At 66.1% G+C, this 21,623-nt stretch carries 18 protein-coding genes; 7 read left to right on the top strand and 11 right to left on the bottom strand.

The genetic code is table 11. From position 1 onward, the window contains the following. Positions 1–1,816 (top strand): efflux RND transporter permease subunit (locus tag A6723_RS17665; protein WP_139093011.1); only part of this gene is annotated, 1,816 nt, incomplete at its 5' end. Between the two features lie 749 nt (positions 1,817–2,565). Then, positions 2,566–3,282: an SDR family oxidoreductase gene (locus A6723_RS17670; RefSeq protein WP_054909258.1), complete on the top strand. Its 717-nt coding sequence runs from the start codon at positions 2,566–2,568 to the stop codon at positions 3,280–3,282. 226 nt (positions 3,283–3,508) lie between these two features. Here the strand turns inward: A6723_RS17670 and A6723_RS17675 are convergent, their stop codons facing one another. Beyond that, entirely contained in the window at positions 3,509–4,864 is a 1,356-nt protein-coding gene (locus A6723_RS17675) for an OprD family porin (RefSeq protein WP_054909257.1), read from the bottom strand. A 243-nt stretch (positions 4,865–5,107) separates the two neighbouring features. Between A6723_RS17675 and A6723_RS17680 the strand changes: the two genes are divergently transcribed. Further along, entirely contained in the window at positions 5,108–5,452 is a 345-nt protein-coding gene (locus tag A6723_RS17680; RefSeq protein ID WP_037014773.1) for a cupin domain-containing protein, read from the top strand. A 55-nt stretch (positions 5,453–5,507) separates the two neighbouring features. Here A6723_RS17680 and A6723_RS17685 read toward each other — a convergent pair whose 3' ends face one another. Continuing rightward, positions 5,508–6,200 carry an MgtC/SapB family protein gene (locus tag A6723_RS17685; RefSeq protein WP_024765777.1) on the bottom strand — a complete coding sequence of 231 codons (693 nt, stop codon included), beginning with the start codon at positions 6,198–6,200 and terminating at the stop codon, positions 5,508–5,510. Between the two features lie 315 nt (positions 6,201–6,515). Between A6723_RS17685 and A6723_RS17690 the strand changes: the two genes are divergently transcribed. Beyond that, on the top strand, positions 6,516–6,824 hold the full coding sequence (locus A6723_RS17690) for an NIPSNAP family protein (RefSeq protein WP_054909256.1): 309 nt from the start codon (positions 6,516–6,518) through the stop codon (positions 6,822–6,824). 154 nt (positions 6,825–6,978) lie between these two features. Here the strand turns inward: A6723_RS17690 and A6723_RS17695 are convergent, their stop codons facing one another. The 3 genes from A6723_RS17695 to A6723_RS17705 are packed head-to-tail and all read right to left on the bottom strand — an operon-like array spanning position 6,979 to position 12,698. Next, the gene (locus tag A6723_RS17695) at positions 6,979–8,388 is read right to left on the bottom strand and encodes an efflux transporter outer membrane subunit (protein WP_139093015.1); all 1,410 of its coding nucleotides are present in this window, start codon (positions 8,386–8,388) and stop codon (positions 6,979–6,981) included. A gap of 5 nt (positions 8,389–8,393) precedes the next feature. After that, positions 8,394–11,525: an efflux RND transporter permease subunit gene (locus A6723_RS17700; protein WP_054909254.1), complete on the bottom strand. Its 3,132-nt coding sequence runs from the start codon at positions 11,523–11,525 to the stop codon at positions 8,394–8,396. A gap of 21 nt (positions 11,526–11,546) precedes the next feature. Beyond that, the gene (locus A6723_RS17705; protein ID WP_054909253.1) at positions 11,547–12,698 is read right to left on the bottom strand and encodes a MexC family multidrug efflux RND transporter periplasmic adaptor subunit; all 1,152 of its coding nucleotides are present in this window, start codon (positions 12,696–12,698) and stop codon (positions 11,547–11,549) included. 170 nt (positions 12,699–12,868) lie between these two features. Between A6723_RS17705 and A6723_RS17710 the strand changes: the two genes are divergently transcribed. Further along, the gene (locus A6723_RS17710) at positions 12,869–13,432 is read left to right on the top strand and encodes a TetR/AcrR family transcriptional regulator (protein WP_054909252.1); all 564 of its coding nucleotides are present in this window, start codon (positions 12,869–12,871) and stop codon (positions 13,430–13,432) included. A gap of 100 nt (positions 13,433–13,532) precedes the next feature. Continuing rightward, complete coding sequence (locus A6723_RS17715; RefSeq protein ID WP_054909251.1) at positions 13,533–14,978, top strand: SulP family inorganic anion transporter; 1,446 nt, start codon at positions 13,533–13,535, stop codon at positions 14,976–14,978. A 105-nt stretch (positions 14,979–15,083) separates the two neighbouring features. On the opposite strand, the gene A6723_RS17720 is transcribed toward A6723_RS17715, so the two are convergent. The 6 genes from A6723_RS17720 to A6723_RS17745 all read right to left on the bottom strand — a co-directional run bounded on the left by A6723_RS17720 (position 15,084) and on the right by A6723_RS17745 (position 20,192). Next, positions 15,084–15,329 carry a hypothetical protein gene (locus A6723_RS17720; protein ID WP_054909250.1) on the bottom strand — a complete coding sequence of 82 codons (246 nt, stop codon included), beginning with the start codon at positions 15,327–15,329 and terminating at the stop codon, positions 15,084–15,086. Positions 15,330–15,583: 254 nt separating this feature from the next. Beyond that, positions 15,584–17,281: a response regulator gene (locus A6723_RS17725; protein ID WP_054909249.1), complete on the bottom strand. Its 1,698-nt coding sequence runs from the start codon at positions 17,279–17,281 to the stop codon at positions 15,584–15,586. Between the two features lie 51 nt (positions 17,282–17,332). Further along, on the bottom strand, positions 17,333–17,845 hold the full coding sequence (locus A6723_RS17730) for a DUF2938 domain-containing protein (protein ID WP_054909283.1): 513 nt from the start codon (positions 17,843–17,845) through the stop codon (positions 17,333–17,335). 58 nt (positions 17,846–17,903) lie between these two features. Continuing rightward, the gene (locus A6723_RS17735; protein WP_054909248.1) at positions 17,904–19,100 is read right to left on the bottom strand and encodes an MFS transporter; all 1,197 of its coding nucleotides are present in this window, start codon (positions 19,098–19,100) and stop codon (positions 17,904–17,906) included. 110 nt (positions 19,101–19,210) lie between these two features. Further along, complete coding sequence (locus tag A6723_RS17740) at positions 19,211–19,426, bottom strand: 4-oxalocrotonate tautomerase family protein (protein ID WP_045207268.1); 216 nt, start codon at positions 19,424–19,426, stop codon at positions 19,211–19,213. 31 nt (positions 19,427–19,457) lie between these two features. Continuing rightward, positions 19,458–20,192, bottom strand: coding sequence for an SDR family NAD(P)-dependent oxidoreductase (locus A6723_RS17745; protein WP_054909247.1), 735 nt, complete (start codon positions 20,190–20,192; stop codon positions 19,458–19,460). A gap of 131 nt (positions 20,193–20,323) precedes the next feature. Here A6723_RS17745 and A6723_RS17750 point away from each other — a divergent pair, with 131 nt between their 5' ends. Next, positions 20,324–21,232 (top strand): LysR family transcriptional regulator, encoded by a 909-nt coding sequence (locus tag A6723_RS17750; protein ID WP_054909246.1) that lies wholly within the window; start codon positions 20,324–20,326, stop codon positions 21,230–21,232. Positions 21,233–21,623 lie beyond the last annotated feature (391 nt).

Here is a 21,623-nt window from a genome sequence, read left to right on the forward strand (position 1 = left end):
CTACGGGCAACTGATCATCATGGTGGTGTACCTGCCGATCTTCGCCCTCACCGGCGTCGAGGGGAAAATGTTCCACCCGATGGCCTTCACCGTGGTGCTGGCGTTGCTGGGCGCGATGATCCTCTCGGTGACCTTCGTGCCGGCGGCCATCGCGCTGTTCATCACCGGCAAGGTGAAGGAAGAGGAAAACCTGCTCATGCGTGGCGCGCGCCGCGCCTATGAACCGGTGCTGGACTGGGTGATGGCGCGCCGCGCGCTGGTGTTCGCCTGCGCCGCGGTGCTGGTGCTGCTCTCCGGCCTGCTGGCCAGCCGCATGGGCAGCGAGTTCGTGCCCAGCCTGGGCGAGGGCGACTTCGCCCTGCAATCGCTGCGCACGCCGGGCACCAGCCTCTCGCAATCGGTGGCCATGCAGGAGGCCCTGGAGCGCCAGGTGCTGGACAAGGTGCCGGAGGTGCAACGCATGTTCAGCCGCACCGGCACTGCGGAGATCGCTTCCGACCCGATGCCGCCGAATATCTCCGACGCCTACGTGATGTTGAAACCCAAGGAGCAGTGGCCCGATCCGAAGAAGAGCCGCGCGCAGCTGGAAGCGGAAATCCAGGAAGCCGCCAACGACGTGCCGGGCAGCGCCTATGAGCTGTCGCAACCGATCCAGCTGCGCTTCAACGAGCTGATTTCCGGGGTGCGCAGCGACGTGGCGGTGAAGGTCTTCGGCGACGACATGGAGGTCCTGAACCAGACCGCCGAGCAGATCGCCGGCGTGCTGCGCCAGGTGCAGGGCTCGTCCGAGGTGAAGGTCGAGCAGACCAGCGGCCTGCCGGTGCTCACCGTGAACATCGACCGCCAGCGTGCCGCGCGTTACGGGCTGAATGTCGGCGACATCCAGGACAACGTCTCCGTGGCCATCGGTGGCCGCGAGGCGGGTACGCTGTTCGAGGGCGACCGCCGCTTCGACCTGATCGTGCGCCTGCCGGAAAGCCTGCGCAGCGACATCGACGCCCTGTCGCGCATGCTCATCCCGGTGCCGGCCCCGGCCAATGCCACGGATTCGCGAATCGGCTTCATCACCCTGGGCGAAGTGGCACGCCTGGAACTGGTGCAGGGGCCGAACCAGGTCAGCCGCGAGAACGGCAAGCGCCTGGTGGTCGTGAGCGCCAACGTGCGCGGGCGGGATATCGGTTCGTTCGTCGCCGAGGCGAGCGGCAACATCGAGCAGCAGGTGAAGCTGCAGGCCGGCTACTGGACGACCTGGGGCGGCCAGTTCGAGCAGTTGCAGTCGGCGGCGCAGCGTTTGCAGATCGTGGTGCCGGTGGCCCTGTTGCTGGTGTTCACGTTGCTGCTGATGATGTTCAACAACGTGCGCGACGGGCTGGTGGTTTTCACCGGGATTCCCTTTGCCCTCACCGGTGGCGTGGTCGCGCTGTGGCTGCGGGATATCCCGCTGTCGATCTCGGCAGGCGTCGGTTTCATCGCGCTGTCCGGCGTTGCGGTACTCAATGGCCTGGTGATGATCTCCTTCATCCGCAGCCTGCGGGAGGAGGGGCGTGGCCTCGACGCGGCGATCCGCGAGGGAGCACTGACCCGCTTGCGCCCGGTACTGATGACAGCGCTGGTGGCCTCGCTGGGCTTCGTGCCCATGGCCCTGGCCACCGGCACGGGTGCGGAAGTGCAGCGGCCGCTGGCGACCGTGGTGATCGGCGGCATCCTCTCATCGACCACGTTGACGCTGCTGGTGCTGCCGGCGTTTTATCGGTGGATGCATCGGCGGGATGAGGATGCCCGGGTGCAGCGGGAGGGAACTGGCCTCGGCCGCTAGCGAGCCGGGCGGATGTACGGTCGGGAAATGCTCTGAACTATCCCGGCCTGGGTGTTTCCATCGATGGAGCGTCCGCCACTCCGACGCTCTGTCCGGCAGAGGGGTGGCAGCGGCTCTGGCCGCCTGCCTGTGCCCCGAGCCACCAGCGTACAGGGGCAGTACTGTCCCGGGAGATGCAGCGTGAAAGAGGAAATTGTACCCGAGCCTCGGCCGGGGCCGATCGCCGAGCACGACAAGCCGGGCGAAAGACCGCCCAGGACACCAGTGCGCAAGGACGAGCCTGATCCTGCGCGTCCAGGCCCCGTGATCGAAGAGCCTCATGAGGAAAACGACCGCCCGGAGGACGATTCGAAGGATCGGCGGTAACCGTCGCGGATGCCTGGTGTGGGGCCCTGAAAATGCCCGCCCCAGGCATCGCACGGATCAATCCCCCTGTGTCGGCCCGCCAGCGCTCGGAGGTCATTTCCAGCGCTACCGCTCGCCCTCTCCTTAGCAGTCGGAGACGTGCTCTCTGTCGGTTGTCCACCCGTGCGCCCGGCTGCCGAGGCGGGCGGCAGTCTTCCAGCCTATTCATCGCTCCAAATGGAGCAACGAACTCCGCGCAGCGATTCCGGCCCATTTCTGGGCGATTGCTTCTATTGACCTCAGGCTAGGTTGAGGTTTTAGAGTCCGGCCCGAACCTTTGCGCAGTGGCGAATTCACCCCTGCGCAAAAGCACACTGGACAGGCAGGCGCCGGGGAGACGTTCGATGAACATCATGATTGTGGGCGCGAGCCGGGGGCTGGGCCGCGCGCTGGCCGAGGGTCTGGGACGGCCGGGCGATAGCGTGGTGGGCGTATCGCGCAGGCGGCCGGAGTCATTGGCGGCCGCTGAAGGCGTCCAGCTCGAGTGGATCGAAGCCGACCTGTCGGTCGCCGGAGAGGCCGCATCAGCCATCGAAGCCCAGGCGCCTGCCGAGCTGGATGTATTGATCTGCAATGTCGGCATCTGGGAAGAGGAGGCCTTCAGCGAAGGCTATTGCTTCCTCACCGATTCCGACGAGTCCATCGGCAGGCTGGTCGACGTGAACATCACCGCCACTCTGTTCCTGCTCAGGCGCCTGGTTCCCAGGCTGCTGGACTCGTCACGGCCGCAACTGATCCTGACCGGGTCGACATCCGGCTTGCGCCAGAGCGGACGTCCCGAGGTGACCTTCGGTGCTTCGAAGTTTGCTCTCAATGGCATGGCCGATGCGCTGCGCGAGGGCTTCAGGGACAGCAGGCTGGCGGTGAGCGTGCTCCAGCTGGGTTACCTGAACACCGATGATCCGCTGACCACGCCCCTGGCGGATGCTGCTCGCCGAGGAGGAGGCCATCAGGTTCCAGTGCATGATGTGGTGCGAATGGTCGATGCGTTGTTGCAGCTTTCGGGAGCTTCGTTCGTCCGCGAACTGGTCCTGCCGGCGATTCGAGACGAGCGCTTCTGACATCGCACCCTCCAGGCTCCACGAAAAAAAGGCGCCCTTGCGGGCGCCGAGGGTTCCTCTTCCTCCAAAGGGGCACGTGGAGCGCCAGGAAGTGGAGCAGTCTTGCGGGGGAAATCATCACCAGAAGCCTTGGGGGGCGGTGATGCCTTCCGTTATACCCAGGGGCGCCTAACGGCAGGCTGATGCGCAGCTGACAATTCCGTCATCCGCCTGCCAGGCGCCGGCCTTACAGCACGGCCAGCGGGTATTCGATGATCAGCCGCACTTCGTCCAGGTCCGATTCGAAGGCGGTGGCGCGGGTCGTCGCCTGGCGTACGCGCAGCGACAGGTCCTTGAGCTGGCCTTCCTGGAATACGTACTTGGCCTCGATGTCGCGCTCCCAGCGTTTCTGGTCGGTCAGCGGGTCGCCGTTGTCGTCGCGGCGCATGTACACGGCGTTGGCATTGGAGTAGTCGGCGTCGGTACCGCGTGCGTAGCGGGTCATGAAGCTCAGGCCGGGCACGCCGTAGGTGGCCATGTCGAGGTCGTAGCGGACCATCCAGGAGCGCTCCTTCGGCGAGTTGAAGTCGCTGTACTGGATGGAGTTGTCGAGGTAGATCGAGTCGGCCTGGCGCAGGTAGTCGAAGTCGTTGTTGCCGTTGTTGCGCTGGTGGCTGACGGCGATGCGGTGGGCGCCGAAGTGCACGCCGGCGCTGGCGCTCCAGATATTGGTGTTGAACTCGCCGAGCAGCTCGCGCCCCTCGTCCTGCGACTTGTAGTAGTTGAACCCGCCGAACAGCTCCACTGCCTCGCTGAGCGGGAAGTTCAACGCAGTGCCGAAGTAGTACTGGTTCCAGGCGTCCTTCAGGCGGCTGCTGTAGAGGCTGACGCTGGCATTGTCATTGATCGCGTAGTCACCGCCGCCGTAGGCAAGCCAGGACGAATCCACCGGGCCGGCGTAGAAGGTGGCGAAGCCGTCGTCCATCTGCCGTGATTGCGGCTGGCTCATGGAGTGCAGGCGGCCACCCTGCAGGGTCAGGCCTTCGAGGCTGGTGTTCTGCAGGGTGAAACCACGGAAGGATTCGGGCAGCAGGCGCGAGTCGCCGTAGTGCACCACGGGTGTCTCCGGGAACACGTCGCCGACCTTCAGCACCGTGTCCCACAGGCGCACCTTGGCCGCGCCGCCGGCCTTGGAGTAGTCGCTTTCGGTGCGCCCGTCGTTGTCGGTGGGCAATACGTCCACCGAGCTGCCCGCGCCGTTGCGGCCGGCGCCGGTATCGAGCTGGAAGCCGAGCATGGCGAAGGCGTCCACCCCGACGCCGACCGTGCCCTGGGTGAAGCCGGATTCGAACCTGCCGATGATCCCGTGGGCCCAGACTTCCGAGTAGCCGTTGCCGCGCGGCGGTACGGACTGGCCATGGCGGGCGTCGCGGTTGAAGTAGAGGTTGCGGTTGAGGATTTCCAGGCTGGCGCCTTCGATGAAGCCTTCGGGCTTCTCTTCGGTTGTCGCTTCTGCGAAGACGGTCGGCGATGCGACGCCCAGTGCCAGCAGCGAAGCCGCCAGCGGGAATTTGCGTCGGTATTTTCGAGGCGTGCGATACATGAATGTGCTCCTAAGGGCAGGATGGTCGGTTACCGCCTGCTGTTGTTGTTTTCGCCCAGGCGTGGCGAGGGCCACGGGCATCGTGTAGGAGCGTGGATAACGAGCCGGTGAGCGGCGGATGACAAATCTGTCAGCCAGCGGCGGGGCAGCGCTGGCAGGCAAACCGATGTCGGAACCAGGCAATCGTTCCTGGCGGTCGATGCCTAGGGTGGCGAACCCTCACCGAAACGATCTGGAGCCGACATGTCCGATTTCATTACCGTGCTGCGCGACACCTGCCCGACGCCCGTGCTGGATGCCACCAAGTGGCAGCGCATCGGCGGCGACCCGCACACCGTCAACCTCAATGCCTACCTGTCGGCGGACGGCAGCAAGATCATGGGCACCTGGATCTGCACCCCCGGCAAGTTCCAGGTGAACTACGAGAAGTGGGAGTACTGCCATTTCCTCGACGGCTACTGCGTCATCACCCCCGAGGGCGAGCAGCCAATCCATCTGCGCGCCGGCGATGTATTCGTTATCGAGCCGGGCATGAAGGGCACCTGGGAAGTGGTGGAGACGGTGCGCAAGTACTTCGTCTTCGCCTGACCAGGCGGGTATGAAAAAGGGAGCCGACAGGCTCCCTTTCTGCGTTCCGGGCGACTTACTGCGGGCCGTCGCTGACCGACCAGCTGGCCGCCGATACATAGGGCGCCAGCGCCAGTTCGCCGACCAGGGCTTCCAGCAGGCTGTCCTTGTCGCTGGGGGCGAGTACCAGCGCGGCCACTTCCACTTCGCCGCCGGTCTTGCGCGCGTGGCTCTCCAGGCTTTGCAGGGCCAGGCCGTTGGCACTCAGGCGGCGCAGCAGGGTGGAGCGCACCAGCGCTTCCTGGTGAGCCTCGGTGACGGCCTCGACCGTGTAGTAGCGCTCGCTGCTCGGTTCTATCGGCGCGTGACGCTGGATCCAGCGTGTCACCGAGGGCAGCGTCAGGTTGCACAGCACGATCAGCAATGTGGCGACCAGCGCTGCCGCGAGGAAGCCGCTGCCGGCCAGCACGCCTACCGCCCCGGTGCACCAGACCGTCGCCGCGGTGCTCAGGCCGCGCACGCTGAGGCCGTCGCGCATGATCACGCCGGCGCCGAGGAAGCCGATGCCGGTGACCACCTGCGCCGACATGCGCACCACCTGGTCTTCCGCGCCCATGAGGAAGGGCAGGGTGGCGAAGGTAGCGGCGCCGAGCGAGACCAGCCCGTGGGTGGCGACCCCGGTGAAACGCTGGCGCCACTGGCGCTCCATGCCGATCAGCGCGCCGAAGCAGAGCGCTGCGAAGAGGTCGAGGATGATGTCGAAGTACATGCCGTGGTGCTCCGCGCCGGCCTTGCGCCGGCGCCCGTGGGAGGGGGCGTGCCCCTGCGATGGTTGAAGATGCGGCCAGTCTACCGGGGCGCGCGGTGTTGCAGGCTGATGTTGCGCAGGGTGGCAGCAGCCTGAAGGAACTTGGGCGCGCCTGGTTCTTGCTCGCGAATGCTGCTGCCGGCGACTCCGGCGTTGAGCGGTTCGCGAGCAAGCTCGCTCCTGCAGAAGCGCGACGTGGCGGATGCGACCGGTTTGGGCGATCAGGTGAGGAATAGGTACAGTGGCGGTCCCTTTCACTGGACGAGAGTTGGCAAGATGGTCACCTGTTACCTGCGCTACGTGCTGGACCCGTACAAGCTCAAGGAATTCGAACACTATGGCCGGTTGTGGATCGCGCTGGTGGAACGCTTCGGCGGCCAGCACCACGGCTACTTCCTGCCCTCCGAAGGGGCCAGCAACATTGCCCTGGCGATGTTCACCTTCCCCAGCCTGGCCGACTACGAGCGCTACCGGCAGCAATCCATGGACGATGCCGAGTGCCAGGCCGCGTTCCGCTACGCCGAGGAAACCCGCTGCATCCTCAGTTACGAGCGGAGCTTCTTCCGGCCGGTGTTCGGCGGCTGAGTGGCCGCCGTGGTTCACCAAGCTGTGCGGACAAAGTCCGCCGGCGGAGGAGCAGCATCGTAGGGCGCATAACGCCGGAGGCGGTATCCGCCATGGCGGCGGATAACCCGTTCCGGGTTATGCGCCCTACGTGGAGCGGAACCAGGGTGGTGGATCAGCGCTGCGCCGTTACCTCGCCGCTCCAGCCACCGCCGAGGGCGCGGAACAGGTCCACCAGCGCAATCTGCCGCTGGGTGCTGGTCTCGATGTAGGCCGACTCGTTGACGAAGTTGCTGCGCTGCGCGTCGAGGTAGCGCAGGTGGCTGTCCACGCCGCCTTCGTAGCGCGCCTTGGCCAGCTTCAGCGTCTCGTTGGTGGTGTTGGCCAGTGCGCGGCGCGCTGCCTCCTCGCGGCGCAGGGTGTCGGTCGCCGCGAGCGCGTCGGCGACTTCGCGGAACGCCGTCTGGATGGTGCCTTCGTAGGCGGCCACGGCGGAGTCCTTGCGCACCTTGGCCAGGTCGAGATTGGCACTGTTGCGCCCCGCGTCGAAGATCGGTAGCGACAGGGTCGGCACGAAGCTCCACGACCGCGAACCGCCGTCGAACAACCCGGACATTTCCGCGCTGGACGTACCGAAGCTGCCGGTCAGGCTGATACGCGGGAAGAACGCCGCGCGGGCTGCACCGATGTCGGCGTTGCGCGCCTTGAGCACGTGCTCCGCGGCGAGGATGTCCGGGCGCCGCTCGATCAGCTCCGATGGTGTGCCGGGGGCGATGTCCTGGATCAGCATGGGCTTGTCCTGCGGCAGCTGCGGGATGCGCTTGGCCGCATCGGCGGTACCGAGCAGCAGCACCAGGGCATTGAGCGCCTGCTGTTTCTGCCGGGCATTGCTTTCCAGCTCGGCGCGCGACTGCTCGACCAGCCCCAGCGCTTCCTGGTAGTCCAGCGCGGTGGCCGCACCCGCCGAGCGCCGCTGGCTGATCAGGCCGAGCGAATCCTCGCGGCTGGCCAGGGTCTGCTCGGTGAGCTGCAGGCGGCGCTGCGCACCGTCATAGGTGAGATAGGCCTGGCTGACCTCGGCGATCAACGCGATTTGCGCGCTGCGGGCGGCTGCCTCGGTGGAGAGGTATTGCTCCAGCGCGGCGTCGGTCAGGCTCTTCACCCGGCCGAACAGGTCCAGCTCGTACTCGGGCAGCGCGAGGCCGACCTGATAGCTGCTGCTCACCGCCGAGCTGCCGGTGTTGGACAGATCACCCGGCAGCCGCTGGCGATTGCCGTTGGCCGCGGCGTTCAGCCCCGGCACGCGGTCGGCGCGCTGGATGCGGTATTGCGCGCGGGCCTGTTCGATGTCCAGCAGGGTCTGGCGCAGCGAGCGGTTGTTGTCCAGGGCGACGCCCACCAGATTGCGCAGCTCGCTGTCGACGATGAAGGTTTGCCAGTCGAGGTTGCTGGCGGCCTGGCCGGTCTTCGCGGCGGGGCTGTTCCAGCTCGACGCCACCGGTGCTTCGGGGCGTTCGTAGGTGGGCGCCATCGAGCAGCCGGCCAGGCTCAGCGCCAGCAGCAAGGCGCTGGCGGGTTTATGCAGGGCGGTCATTGCGCGACCTCCGACGGTTGTTGCGCAGGTTTAGGTTGGCGACGCAGCAGCGACAGCAGCCAGACGAAGCAGATGGGCACGAAAATCACCCCCAGCAGCGTGGCGCTGAGCATCCCGCCGATCACCCCGGTACCCAGGGCGCGCTGGCTCGCCGCGCCGGCGCCGCTGGCGACCACCAGCGGCACCACGCCGAGGATGAAGGCCATGGAGGTCATGATGATCGGGCGGAAGCGCAGGCGCGCGGCCTGGATGGCGGCGTCGCGCAGGCTGTGGCCCTGTTCCCAGAGCTCCTTGGCGAATTCGACGATGAGGATCGCGTTCTTCGCCGCGAGGCCGATGACGGTGATCAGGCCGACCTTGAAGTACACGTCGTTGGGCAACCCGGTGACCGTCACCGCCAATACCGCGCCGAGGGCGCCGATGGGCACGATGAGCATCACCGACAGCGGGATCGCCCAGCTCTCGTAGAGCGCCACCAGCAGCAGGAACACTACGAGGATGGCGAGGGCGAACAGCTGGCTGGCCTGGCCGCTGGCGACCTTCTCCTGGTAGGACAGGCCAGTCCACTCGTAGCCGATGCCGGCCGGCAGCTCGGAGGCCAGGCGCTGCATCTCGGCCATGGCTTCGCCGGTACTCACCCCCGGTGCGGCGTCGCCGGCGATACGGATCGACGGATAACCGTTGTAGCGCGCCAGCTGCACCGGGCCTTCTTCCCAGCGGGTGCTGACGAAGGCGGACAGCGGCACCAGCTCGCCGCTGGTATTGGGCACGTAGAGCTTGAGCACGGCTTCCGGGGTCATCCGGTCACCCTGTTCGGCCTGCACCACCACGCGCTGCTGGCGGCCGGCGTTGGCGAAGTCGTTGATCACCGAGGAGCCGAAGGCAGTGGACAGCGCACTGCTGATGGACTCGAAACTGACGCCCAGGGTGCGCGCCTTCTCGCGGTCGATTTCGACGCGCAGCTGGGGTGCCTCGGCGAGGCCTTCCATCATCGCGTAGAGGATCTTCGGGTTGCCGTTGGCCTGTCCGAGCAACTGGTCGCGGGCCGCCAGCAGTGCCTCGCGGCCGAGGCCGGCGCGGTCCTGCAGGCGCAGCGAGAAGCCGCCGGAGTTGCCCAGGCCGTCGATCGGCGGCGGGGTCACGGCCATGATCGCGCCGTCGCTGATGCCGGCGAAACGCTCGTTCACCGCGGCGGTTTCCGCTTCGGCGGACTGCGACTGGTCGCGCACGGACCAGTCCTTCAGGGTCGGGAAGGCCAGCGCGGCGTTCTCGCCCATGCCGGAGAAGCTGAAACCCATCACCAGGAAGGACGAGGCCACGGCCTCACGCGAAGCGAGGAACTTCTCCAGCTCCTGCCCGGTGACGTCGGCCCGCGCGCGGGTGGCGCCCGGCGGCAGCTGGATGTCGACGATCATGTAGCCCTGGTCTTCCACCGGCACGAAGGATTCCGGCAGGCGCAGGTAGCTGTAGCCGAGCAGGGCGAGGATGCCGGCGTAGATCAGCATGTAGCGCCCGGCGCGTTTCACCAGCGCGCTGTTGAGCCGCGTGTAGCGCTCGGTCAGGCGCGTGAAGCCACGGTTGAAGGCGCCGAAGAAGCCGCGCTTCTCGTGATGGCCCGCCGGGATCGGCTTGAGCAGCGTGGCGCACAGCGCCGGGGTGAAGGTCAGGGCGAGGAAGCCGGAGAACAGGATCGACACCGCCAGCGACAGGGAGAACTGCTGGTAGATGACGCCCACCGAGCCGGCCATGAAGGCCAGGGGCAGGAACACCGCCGAGAGCACCAGGGTGATGCCGATGATCGCACCGGAGACCTGGCCCATCGCCTTGACCGTGGCCTTCGCCGGGGACAGGCCTTCCTCGGCCATGATCCGCTCGACGTTCTCCACGACGACGATGGCGTCGTCCACCAGGATGCCGATGGCCAGCACCATGCCGAACATGGTCATCATGTTCACCGAGAAGCCCAGCAGGTACATCATCGTCAGCGTGCCCAGCAGGCACACCGGCACGACGATGGCCGGGATCAGCGTGTAGCGCACGTTCTGCAGGAACAGGAACATCACCAGGAACACCAGCACCATGGCTTCGAGCAGGGTGTGGATGACCTTCTCGATGGCCACGTCGACGAAGCGCGAGGTGTCGTAGGGCACCGAGTACTCGACGTCGTCGGGGAAGTTTGCCGACAGCTCGGCCAGGCGCTCCTTCACCAGGGCGGCGGTCTGCAGGGCGTTGGCGCCGGGGGAGAGCTGGATGGCGCCGGCCACGGTGGGCTTGCCGTCCAGGCGAGCGGTGAAGTTGTAGCTTTCGCTGCCGACTTCCAGGCGCGCCACGTCGGCCAGCTTCACGCTGGAGCCGTCCGGATTGGCGCGCAGGACGATGCGGCCGAACTCCGCCGGGTCGTCCAGGGTGCCCTTCACGGCGAGGGTGGCGGTCAGCTCCTGCTCGGTGCTGCCGGGGGAGGCGCCGAAGCTGCCGGCCGGTACCTGCACGTTCTGCCCGCGAATGGAGTTGCCCACGTCATCGATGGACAGGCCGTAGCCGACCAGCTTCTGCGGGTCGATCCACACGCGCATGGCGGCTTCGGAGGAGAAGAACTGCAGCTTGCCGACGCCCTGGACGCGACGCAGCTCGTTGTTGATGTTGCGCGCGGCGTAGTCGCCCAGCGCGGTGGTATCGGTGCGCTGCGAGCCTTCCTTGTAATTCAGCGCGTAGATCAGCAGGAAGCCGGCGCTGGTCTGCTCGACCTCCAGCCCCTGCGTGAGCACGGCCTGGGGCATGCGTGCCTCGGCCTTCTTCAGGCGGTTCTGCACGTCCACCTGGGCCAGCTCGGGATTAGTGCCGGGCTGGAAGGTGACCACCACTTCGGCCATGCCGTTGGAGTTGCTGGTGGATTCGAAGTAGAGCAGGCCCTTGGCGCCGTTGAGCTCCTCCTCGATCACGCTGGTGACCGAGTCCACCAGCACCTGCGCCGAGGCGCCGGGGTAGGTGGCGGTGACGGTGATCTGCGGCGGCGCCACGCTGGGGTACTGCGCTACCGGCAGCAGCGGAATCGCCAGCAGGCCGGCCAGGGAAATGAACAGCGCCACCACCCACGCGAAGTTGGGGCGCTTGATGAAGAACAGTGACATGGGGAATTCCTCGGCGCTGCCTTACTGGCGCGACGCCTGCTGTTGCTCAGGGGCGTGACGGGCCTCGACCTTGGCGCCGGGCTGCAGGCCGGTCAGGCCGCCGACGATCACCTGGTCGCCGCTGGCCAGGCCCTGGCTGATTTGCCAGCGCGCGCCCTGCATGGCGCCGGTCTGTACCTGGCGCGTCTCGACACGGTTCTCGGCGCCGATCACCAGCACGTGGGCGGTACCATCGGTGGCGCGCTGCACGGCGCGCTGCGGCACGAGAATGGCCTTGGCGTCGGTACCCTGCGGGGCAGTGACGCGCACGTACATGCCGGGCAGCAGAAGGCCGTCGGCGTTGTCGAACTTGCCGCGCAGCGAAACCTGGCCGGTGCCGCGGTCCACCGATATGTCGGTGAACAGCAGCTCGCCCTGGCGCTCGTACGGGGTGCCTTCCACGCGCAGGCTCAGCGCCTGGCTCTGGCCGGCGGGGAGGTTGCCGCTCTTCAGCGCTTCACGCAGGCGCAGGGCATCGGCCACCGGCTGGGTGAAGTCGGCATAGATCGGGTCGAGTTGCTGGATACGCGCCATCAGCGTGGCGTCACCCTGGCCGACCAGCGCCCCTTCGGTCACCAGCGCGCGGCCGATACGCCCGGAGATCGGCGCCTTGACCGAGGCATAGCCCAGGTTCAAGCGCGCGGTTTCCAGGTCGGCCTGGGCCGAGCGCACGGACGCCTGGGCACTGCGCAGGTCGGCGGTGGCGGTGTCGAAGTCCTGCTGGCTGACCGCTTCGATCTTCACCAGCGGCTCGTAGCGCTTCACCCGTGCCTGGGCTTCCTGCTGCGCGGCCTGGGCTCGCGCCAGTTCGCCTTCGGCGCGGGACACGGCGGCCTTTAGCGGCGCCGGGTCGATCTGGAACAGCAGGTCACCGGCCTTGACGTCGGCGCCTTCCTCGAAGCGTTTCTGCACCACGATGCCCGCCACCCGCGCCCGCACTTCGGCGACGCGCATCGGCTCGATGCGCCCCGGCAACTCCGAGGTCAGGGTGAGGGGTTCGGTCGCGACCGCTACCACATCCACCGGGCGTGCCGTTTCGGCGGCCGCCTGAGGTTCGCCGGATTGTCCGCAACCCGCCAGCGCCAGCGCTGCCACCAACGCACTGATTGTCCCTACTGCACGCAACCTGCCCATGATTCACCCGGGTCTGTCTATCTGGAAAGGTGCGTATGATCCTTTCAAACTCTAAATGAGTCAATAATGTCTCATTTGCTTCTATGGTGTATAAAATGTGTCATGACCTTTCAAAAGAGAGGTCTTTTTCTGCACAATGAGACGATCTGCCACCTGACACGAGGCTCCGAATGACTCTCTCCGCCCACGATGAACGTCTGCTCAAGGCGCTGGCCGTCGCCATCGTCGACCGCCCACGGGCGACGCTCAAGGAGCTGGCGGAATCGGCGGGGGTGAGCAAGGCCACGCTGCATCGCTTCTGCGGTACCCGCGACGGGTTGATGGAGATGCTCGAGGACTATGGCCATGTGGTGATCCGGCAGATTCTCGAGGCTTCGCAGCTGCAACAGGCAGAACCCCTGGAGGCGCTGCGCCAACTCATCGCCGAGCACCTTCGGCACCGCGACATGCTGAACTTCCTGCTGTTCCAGTACCGCGCGGAAAACCTCGACATGCAGGCGACCACCGAGCGCTGGGGCTATTACACCGAGGCGGTGGATGCCTTCTTCCTGCGCGGCCAGCAGAGCGGCAGGTTCCGCATCGACATCACCGCCGCCGTGTTCACCGAACTCTTCCTCTCCATGCTCTACGGCATGGTCGACGCCGAGCGCTATGGCCGCGCGGCCAGCTCCAGCTCCGCCCATGTGCTGGAGCAGTTGTTCCTCAACGGGGCGTTGGTCAAGACCCCTATCTGAACCTGCGGTGCAGGGAAGGGCGCGGGACTGGCGGGTGGCTGGGCAGGGCGGTTTTCCGTACCATTGCCGGCCCTTCGAAGTCCCCGTTCCGAGTAGATAAATGAAACCCGCCCGCCTGCGTGCCGATGTCCTGGCCGGACTCACCACGTCCTTCGCGCTGGTGCCCGAGTGCATCGCCTTTGCCCTGGTCGCCCACCTCAACCCGCTGATGGGGCTGTACGGCGCCTTCATCCTCTGCACCCTCACCGCACTGTTCGGCGGCCGTCCCGGCATGGTCTCCGGCGCCGCGGGCTCGATGGCCGTGGTGATCGTCGCGCTGGTGGTGCAGCACGGTGTGCAGTACCTGCTGGCCACGGTGCTGCTCGGTGGTGTGGTGATGATCCTGTTCGGCGTATTGCGCCTGGGCAAGCTGGTACGCATGGTGCCGCACCCGGTGATGCTCGGCTTCGTCAACGGCCTGGCGATTGTCATTGCCATGGCGCAACTGGAGCATTTCAAGGACGGCGAGCATTGGCTGAGCGGTAATCCGCTCTACGTGATGCTGGGCCTGGTGGCGCTGACCATGGCGGTGGTCTATCTGCTGCCGAAGCTGACCCGCGCGGTACCGCCGGCGCTGGTGGCGATCCTCGGGGTTGGCCTGCTGGTCTACCTGCTGGGCCTGCCGACGCGCACCCTGGGCGACATGGCGCACATCGCCGGCGGCCTGCCGGTGTTCGCGCTGCCGGACATCCCCTGGAACCTGGAAACCCTCCGGATCATCGCGCCCTATGCCTTCCTGATGGCCATGGTCGGCATCCTGGAAACCCTGCTGACCCTCAACCTCACCGACGAGATCACCCAGACCCGTGGCTTCCCGGACCGCGAGTGCGTGGCGCTGGGCGGGGCGAACATCGTTTCCGGTCTGTTTGGCGGCATGGGCGGCTGCGCGATGATCGGCCAGACGGTGATCAACCTCAGCTCCGGCGGCCGTGGCCGGCTTTCGGGCGTGGTCGCCGGGGTGATGATCCTGCTGTTCGTGCTGTTCCTCTCACCCTTGATCGAGCGCATCCCGCTGGCGGCGCTGGTGGGCGTGATGTTCGTGGTGTCTCAGCAGACCTTCGCCTGGGCTTCGCTGCGGGTGATCAACAAGGTGCCGCTGAGCGATGTGCTGGTGATCGTCGCGGTGACCGCCATCACTGTTGCCACGGACCTGGCCATGGCGGTGTTCTGCGGGATCATCCTGGCGGCACTGGATTTCGCCTGGAAGCATGCCCGCGAGCTGTACGCGGATATCCACGACGAATCGGATGGCAGCAAGCTTTACCGCGTCCACGGCACGCTGTTCTTTGCCTCCACCACGCCCTTCCTCAACCAGTTCGACCCGGCGAACGACCCGCAGCAGGTCACCCTGGACTGCGCGCACCTGAGCTTCGTCGACTACTCGGCCATCGCGGCGCTGATGACCCTGCGCGAGCGCTACGCCAAGGCCGGCAAGCATTTGCGCGTGGTGCACCTGTCCGAGCGCTGCAAGCAGTTGCTCAAGCGAGCCGGCGCGCAGCACGCCTGAGTGGCGGGGCGGAAGGGCGACCATGGCACGGCCGGATGGCCATCGCTGCCGGAGTCTGCTTCTGCACGCCTGAACCAGCAGGGGCGAACGTGACCGTGAGCAGGATCAAGGCGTTGCCGGCGCAGGATGGTTCACGAGGCAATTCTGGTCGGACTTGCCGTTGAGCTCCTGCCAGACGCATTCGAGCGCGTCGGCATCCAGCAGCAGTTGGCGGGCGGCGCAGCGGATGCGTCGGGCCTGTTCGTCGGTGACGTTGCAGGAGCACAGCTCGCGGAGCAGTTCGGCGGCGACCTCGTTGTTGAAGGATGAGGTGCGCACCGTGCGCAGAATGTTGCTTTCGTGGTGTTGCATGACGCTCTCCGAATTGAAAGTGAACAGAAGTGGCGAGACGCCTTGATGGCGCCTCGCTGGCCGGGCTGCTGAAGTTCAGAATTCCACCTTGATGCTCAGGATGCCTTCGTGGCTGAGGCACTCACCATCGAAGGATTTCTGAATGCCGAGACCGCCGGTCAGACTGGCAGGGTCTGGTAGTCCACGGCGCAAGCATCGGGCCAGGCACTCGTGCACCCCATCGGGGGGCGACTGATACTGCTGTAGTGGGGGCACTAGAAGCGGGGAGTTCCCTTGGGAAGCTTGAGCTGGATCAAGCCCGCGACTTCCTGCTGCGTCTCGCTACCGACCGATAGTTCACCGCCGAGCAGTTGGCAGAGTCGCTGTGCCAGACGCAGCCGCGCCTGGCGATTGAGGTCGACCAGCTGCGGCTGCACATCAGCGTGCGGCTCGGCCGTGAACGTCAGGCGCCATTCCACTTCGCCGTGGGGCAGCGTGGAGCTGTCGGCAATCACCTTCAGCGGCGGCAAACCGGCAGTGTCGAAACAGCTCAGCAGGACGTTGAGCAATTGCCGATAGCGGTTCGGATCGATCCACCCCCAGTGTTCTTCGGCGCTGGGAACCAGGCTCGTAAGCGGGTGGGTGGCGTGCAAGGTGTCTCGGGTCAGGCTGTTGAGATTCTCCGACTGCGGGACGGTCAGCACACTGCCTTGCTCCAGCCGAACCAGCTCGAGCAGCACGTCGATCTTGTCGCGCATCCTGGCCATGTGCGCCGAGGACTGATTCAGTTCCGGGTCCTGCGGATACCGGGCGCGGCTGGTTGCCAGCAGGTCGTCGAGCGCCCCGACTTCGGCGAGCAGCTCCTCGCCAGAGGACAGCAGGAATCCCGATCGGCTGGTATAGAGGGATTCAAGATAGGCCTTGGACTCCTGCAGGCGCTCGACGTAGCGCTCATGCTCGGTAATGTCGACATAGGAGGCGAGCACGCCGATCAGCTTGCCCGACGCTTCTTTCATGGGGACGCCGATGAAGCGGATGATCCGCTGATCTTCCCCGTCCTGCAGGTCGACGATCAGGCTGAAGTGCTCCCCCGATGCGGCGCCCTTGAGGAACTCCTGGCGTGCCTGCCGGACCCGCTGCGGGTTGACCTTGCCCTGCTCGAAGATGCCCGCTCCCAGCAACTGTGCTTCGCTCTGCTGGTGAATTTCGGCGAAGCGCTGGTTGCAGGCCAGCAGCCGGCCTTCGACGCTCCACAGGCTGACGGCGTTGGGCAGTATCTCCAGTACCTGCACCAATTCGTCCGGCGTGCCTGGCGGCGTACTCGGCGCGGCAGTTAGGCCGCGAATCACGCCGTCGTCCAGCAGGCCGCGCTGCCTGGCGGCCTGCACCAGGTCAATCAGCGAGTCGGTCTGGGTCTTCTCCAGCAGGCGGGTCTTGTAGGTGCTGACTGTTCGATCGCTGATCGCCAGTTGTTCGGCGATGTCCTTGACCCGATAACCCTGCGCCAGGTACTTCAGCACGGTCAGTTCGCGCGGGGTGATGCTCTCCGCCGTGATGCTCTGCCCGCCGCTGTCGGCCAGTACGTCGGGTAATCGCGCGGGAAACACCTTGCGCCCGCTGAGCACCAGCCTCACCGCCTCGTCGAACTCTTCGGGCAGGTCGCTCTTGTGGACGAAGCCGGACGCGCCAGCTTGCAGGCAAAGGCTGTGGTAATAGGCCCCCGAGAGGTTGGTGAACACCAGCGTTTTCTGCCGCGGCGCCGCGCCACCGAAGCGCCGTAGCAGCTCCACACCACCCAGGCGCGGCAGGTCCAGGTCGAGCACCAGCAGGTCCGGGTGCAGGCGCTGCACCAGTGCCAGTGTTTCGCGGCCGTCGCCTGTTTCGCCGACCACCTCATGCCCGGCCGCGACCAGCCGCTGGCGCAGGGCGGCACGGGTGAAGGGTTGTGGATCGGCAATGAGGATTCGGCTCATTCGCTGGCTTCCTGCGCGGCGATAGGTTCGCTGCAAGGGTAGTCCGGCGATTCAGTTGGCGCAGGCAGCCGGTAACAGCAGGCCGATCTGCGCGGCCAGGTACAGCCCTGCGCCGAATATCAGGTGGGTGAGGGCGCTGTGGAAGCGAGCTTTGCCGGGATGGGCTGTTTTCGCGGCGGCGATACCCAGGCCGAACGCCGGTTGCATCAGCAGGAAGGGCAGCAGGACAGTGGCCAGGCCGAGCACCAGCGCGGGCAGCAGCGTTGGCGCGCACAGCCAGCCCCGGCCGGCGGCGCCGATCAGCAGCGCGGCGAACAGGATGCCGGTGAGGTAATGCACGAACCAGCCCAGTGCGCGTTCGGCGGCGATCGGCTCGGCCTTGCCGATGGCGGCGTGATGGAATTGCCCGCGCGGCATGTGGCCGACCCAGCGGCCGACCAGCGCATAGTCCAGCGACGGCATGCCCAGCAGGCGTTTGCGCAGGATGCTCCAGCCGTCCATCAGCAGTGTGGCGCCGATGCCGATGGCGGCGATGTGCAGCAGGGTAACGAGGGAGTAGGGCATGCGGGGCTCCTTGAGCGAGTCGAGGGAGCCCAGCATCCCGGTTCAAGTGGACTTGAGGTCAAGACCCGCTGGGGCTGCGTCGGCTCAGATTCGAGCCGATCACATAGAACACCCCGCCGCCGACAATGAAGGCGCCGAGCATGACGAACACCCAGTGCGGGGCGAACAGCGCCAGGAAGCAGCCCACCAGGATCGGCCCGAAGGCGCCGCCGAGGTTGGCCAGGTTCTGCGTGCCGTAGTACACGCCGCGCAGGTGCGCCGGGGCGATACGGTCGATGAACATGTACTCGGCCGGGATCACGATGATCTCGCCCAGGGTGAATACGACCATCGCCAGTCCCCAGTGCCAGAGGCTGTGGGACAGGCCGAAGCCGGCGATGCCGAGTACGAAAAACCCCAGGCCGACGATCAGCCAGCGCTGCAGGTGCTCGTTGCCGATGCGCTTACCCAGCAGGTATTGCAGGGCGATCACCGTTACCGCGTTCACCCCGAGCAGGGTCTGGATCACCTGGTAGGCATACTCCGCCGTCCCGGTGGCCACCAGGTACTGGGACAGGTAGGCGGAGAACTGGCCGAACACCACGGCGGTAAGCACGCCGCCGATGGTGAAGGACATCAGCCGATGGTCCTTCGCCAGCACGCCCATCACGGCGATGAAGGACGGCGGCGCCACCCCTTGCGCCGGGCGCATGCCACGGTCGCCGTAGCGCAGGAAGGCCAGCAGGAACAGGCCGCCCAGGGCTGCGGAGACGACGAAGGGAACATGCGCGTGCCACTGCGCCAGGGCTGCGCCGATGAAGGGGCCGATGGCGTAGGCGAGGTTGATCAGCGTGTAGCGGATGGAGAAGGCGCGGCCTTGCTCGCCGGCGGGCAGCAGGCGGCCGAAGATGGTCTTCACCACCACGTCGGTAACCGAGTAGGCGAAGTTGAAGCCCAGCAGGAACAGGAAGAACAGCCACAGCTGGCTGGTCAGCAGCATGCCGGCGAAGGCGGCGACGAAGCAGCTGCCGAAGCCGAGGATCAGGCGAAAGCCGGGCATCCGGTCGATCAGGAAGCCGCCATAGAGGCTGAGCAGCGAGCCGCCGAACAATGCGCCACCCATGATCAGGCCGATGCGACTGACCGGCAGGCCGAACTGGGTGGAGAGATAGATCACCAGGTAGGGCAGGGTGATGGCCCGGCCCATGGTCAGCAGGAAGGTGCCGCCGAGCAGCAGGTTGACCTGTAGCGGGTAACGCTTGAGGGCGGCGAGCATTCCATGCCTCGGCTGTCGAGAGGAGCGGGTGGGCTCCCGATCCTATCAGCACCAGCTTGGTGCATGGCAAGCACCGGAGGCCCTGGCGAGCCCCCGGCGTGCCCGCTGGGTCAGCTGCTGCCGTGCTTGCCCTGGGCCTTCAGCTCGGCGACGGTCTTGCCGCCCACGCCCCAACTGTCGGTGGCGATTTCCTGGATCACCACGTAGGTGGTGGACGGCGGCTTGCGCAGCACGCGTTCGAGCAATTCGGTGACGCCTTCGATGAGCTGGCGGCGTTCGTCGGCGGTGACGCCTTCGTCGGTGACCTGGATGTTCACGTAGGGCATTGCGGTTCTCCGTTGTTGTTCGAGTGACGAGTTACCAGACGCCGGTGGTGGAGCCACCGTCGACGTTGAGGATGGTGCCGCTGACGAAGGTCGAGTCGGTCAGGTAGAGCACGGCGTCGACGATATCCTGCGGGCTGCCGATCTGGCCACTGGGGGACAAACTGCGGAGGAAGGTGTGGGAGCCTTCGTCATTGGCGTGCAGCGGCGTCTCGATGATCCCCGGCGCCACGGCGTTGACCTGTACCTGGGACGCTGCCAGCTCCAGGGCCAGGCCGCGCACCGCGCTGTTCAGGCCGCCCTTGATCAGCACCGGCAGCAACGCCGGGACCTTCACGTTGGGCTGCATGGCGATGGACGCGGTGATGGTGACGATGTGCCCGGAACCATTGGCTGACATATGCCGTGCGGCCGCCTGGGACGGGTAGAAGAAGCCCATCAGGTTGGTGCCGACGATGGCGTTGACCTCTTCCTCGGTGTAATCGATGACGGGCTTGGGGATGAAGATGCCGGCGTTGTTGATCAGGATGTCCACCCGGCCGAAGGCTTCGATGGCTTGGGCGAACAGGCGGCTGGCGGTTTCCGGCCGGGCGATGTCGCCGGCCACGGCGAGGAAGTTGTGCGGGTTGCCCAGCTTCGCCGCCGCTTCCTCCAGGCGCGCCTGGGTGCGGGCGTTGCCGACCACGTTGTAGCCGCGTTCCAGGTAAGCGCTGGCGATGGCGAAGCCGAGGCCGCTGGAGGCGCCGGTGACGATGACGGTCTTGCTCATGGTGGATTCTCCGAGAGTGGGGCGGGCGGTGTGCCCGCGTCTTGGAGGCCAATCTAGGCTGCATTCGCTGCTTGAAAAATGAGGCCCATGGCATTTGAATTGATACTTCATGTAATCAATTGAGCCGTGCCATGACGCGCCACTTCGACGATCTGCAACTGGGCAGCATCGAGTTGTTCTGCCTTGCCGCGGAAACCGGCAGCTTCACCGCTGCCGCCAACGAGGCCGGAATCACCCCGGCGGCAGTCAGCCGCTCGGTGGCGCGGCTGGAGGAGCGCCTGGGCGCGCGGCTGTTCGTGCGCACCACGCGGCAGATGCGCCTGACCGATGACGGCCGCAACTACTTCGAGCAATGCCGCCAGGCGCTGACCCAACTAGTGGACGCCGAGCGCGCTGTCAGCGGCGGCCAGAGCGTCGTGTCCGGCCGCCTGCGCATCAGCGTGCCCACGCCCTACGCGCACTACCGGCTGTTTCCGTTGCTGCCCGAGTTCCGCCGGCGTTTCCCGCAGGTGCAGGTGGATGTGCATGTCAGCAACCGCAATATCGACTTCGCCAACGAGGGCTATGACCTGGCCATCCGTGGCCGTGACCCGGCGGATTCCACCCTGGTGGCGCGGCGCCTCGAAGACGCGGAGAACGTGATCGTCGCCACGCCCGAGTACCTGGCACGCGCCGGTACACCGCAGACGCCGGAGGAACTGATTCACCACGAGTGCATCCAGTTCGAGTTGCCCAGTACCGGGCGGCGCGTGCCCTGGTCGTTCCTGGTCGACGGCAAGCCGGTCGAGATCGAGACGTCCGGCAGTCTCACGGTGCTGGAGGACTACCTGGCCACCGCCACCCTGGCTAAGTGCGGGGGAGGGCTGATGCAGGCCTATCGCTTCACCGTGGAGGAGGAACTCAGGCGCGGCGATCTGGTGGAAGTGCTGAAGGACTACGGCCAGACGACACGGCCATTCCTGCTGATCTACCCCCATGCGCGCCATGTGCCGTCGCGGGTAGGGGCTTTCATCGAGTTCATGCTGGAGACGCGTGCGTAGGAGCAACTGTCTTCTTCCGGTGAATCCGTGCCGATACTTCCCCTCACCCCAGCCCTCTCCCGGAGGGAGAGGGCTGGGGTGAGGGCATTGCCAAGCACCCAGAGTCACCTGTGTAGGACTCTGTCCTCGATCGAAGAGCAAGCGCACTGATCGACCACGAGTTGGGCGAAGACATCGCGGAAAGAGTCCGCCCCCACACCGTGCCGAGCCGCAGCGTTTTTGCATGATGGTGCAGCGTCGGATAGGGCGAAGACAGGGCGTTGTCGATACGATTTAAGATACAAACAATTCGCATTTACAGATAATTTACATCTGCATACACTTTGGCTCCCCGCCGGCGTCCCACCACGCTGGCATTCGCCAACCCGAGTCATTGCGCCGACAGAGCGCA

This window comes from Pseudomonas sp. AU11447, assembly GCF_001672555.2.
GTDB classification, from domain to species: Bacteria; Pseudomonadota; Gammaproteobacteria; order Pseudomonadales; family Pseudomonadaceae; genus Pseudomonas; species Pseudomonas nitroreducens.